The 1656-nt window shown below is 56.2% G+C and carries 3 protein-coding genes; 2 read left to right on the plus strand and 1 reads right to left on the minus strand.

Annotated elements, in window-relative coordinates:
- A partial coding sequence (locus DBR30_RS01710) for an acyl-CoA desaturase (protein WP_108588164.1) occupies positions 1 to 749 on the minus strand: 749 nt, incomplete at its 3' end.
- Between the two features lie 147 nt (positions 750 to 896).
- Between DBR30_RS01710 and fabR the strand changes: the two genes are divergently transcribed.
- Both fabR and DBR30_RS01720 read left to right on the plus strand, forming a co-directional pair.
- Positions 897 to 1517: an HTH-type transcriptional repressor FabR gene (gene fabR, locus DBR30_RS01715; RefSeq protein ID WP_005339921.1), complete on the plus strand. Its 621-nt coding sequence runs from the start codon at positions 897 to 899 to the stop codon at positions 1515 to 1517.
- Positions 1518 to 1536: 19 nt separating this feature from the next.
- Positions 1537 to 1656, plus strand: a 120-nt coding sequence (locus DBR30_RS01720; RefSeq protein WP_146181342.1) for a DUF1422 family protein, incomplete at its 3' end; no start/stop codon positions are given.

Raw genomic sequence — 1656 nt, forward strand, 5'->3', positions numbered from 1 at the left:
CACCAGTGAATGCCGTTGCGGTAATCATTCTCGAACAGGTGGTGAAAGTTGTGGTACCCCTCGCCAAAGGTGAAAAAAGCCAGGATGCCGTTATCGCGAGCGGTATTGCGATCGGTATAGGGCTGACTGCCCCAGATGTGGGCCAGCGAGTTGATAAAAAAAGTGGTGTGGTGCGTCATCACCATCCGCAAGACACCTGCCAGCAACAACATGCCGAGCATATCCCCGTGCCACAGGCCGAGCAGCAGCGGCAGCCCCAGATTGGCCGCCAGTGCCAGCGTCAGATAGTGACGGTGCTGAAACGCGACCACCGGGTTGTTCTGCAGATCACGCACATTGCTGTAATCGCCATAGCGATCTCCCTGATGCTCCCGCAGCATCCAGCCGATGTGGGAATACCAGAAACCGCGCCCCGCGCTGTAGGGGTCTTTATCGTTGTCATCCACATGACGATGGTGACGGCGGTGATCGGCCGACCAGTGCAGGGCAGAATTCTGCAGCGCCAACGCACCGCCGATGGCAAATAACCACTGCAAAGCGGGGTGCGCCTTGTAAGCCTTGTGCGACCAGAGCCGGTGATAGCCTGCGGTGATGGAGAGACCACTCAGGCAGAACAACAACAGGAAACTGGCCCACTGCCAGAAATCGTAACCGTGGCTCATGCCGTACCAGGGTACGACAATCAACGCCACTATCCCGGAGAGGGAAAACAGAAGGGTATTGGTCAAAATAATGGGGGGTCTGGCCATCTCATTGCATCCTTTCAGCGAACAGCTGTTAGCCATTTTCTATGGTGATTTCCTCACGGTCAATGGTAAAAAAGTAGGATACAAACCTGATCCTGAGGCGCCTTCGGGTTATCATTTGTCCTCGTTAAGCTGAAGGTGACTGATTTCGTGGGTATTCGCGCTCAACAAAAAGAAAAAACCCGGCGTACATTGATCGATGCTGCATTCAGCCAACTGTGCGCCAATCGGAGTTTCTCCAATCTCAGCCTGCGGGAAGTCGCTCGCGAAGCGGGTATCGCGCCCACCTCTTTCTATCGCCACTTTCGCGATATGGAGGAGCTGGGCCTGACCCTGGTTGACGAAGGAGGTCTTACCCTGCGCCAACTGATGCGACAGGCACGCCAGCGCATTGCCGGTGGTGGCAGTGTCATCAGCACCTCGGTGCAGACCTTTATGGAGTTCGTCGAGAACAACCCCAACATCTTCCGGCTGCTGCTGCGGGAACGCTCCGGCACCTCGGCCGCCTTTCGTCAGGCGGTGGCTCGCGAAATCCAGCACTTTATCGCAGAGCTGACCGATTATCTGGAAGCCACCACAGAAGCACCACGGGAAGATGCCTACATCCAGGCAGAAGCCATGGTCACCATCGTCTTCAGTGCCGGTGCCGATGCACTCGACATGACCAGCGAAGAGTGCCGTGCACTCTCCGACCGAACAATTCGCCAACTGCGGATGATCGCCATGGGCGCCGAGGTACAAAACCAGAAGCGCCGTGAACCTCACCCATGACCACAGGATGGAGAACGATATGACTGAACAGCTTATGATTCCGAAAAAACCGCTCGCCATGGCCATGCTGATTGGTATCTGTGGCGATGCCTCTCTGGCCGTGCTGACCAACTCGGTTGTGCCTTTCTCCTTCTTCCCG

It is taken from the genome of Aeromonas sp. HMWF017 (assembly GCF_003061465.1).
In the GTDB taxonomy this organism is placed as follows: domain Bacteria; phylum Pseudomonadota; class Gammaproteobacteria; order Enterobacterales; family Aeromonadaceae; genus Aeromonas; species Aeromonas veronii.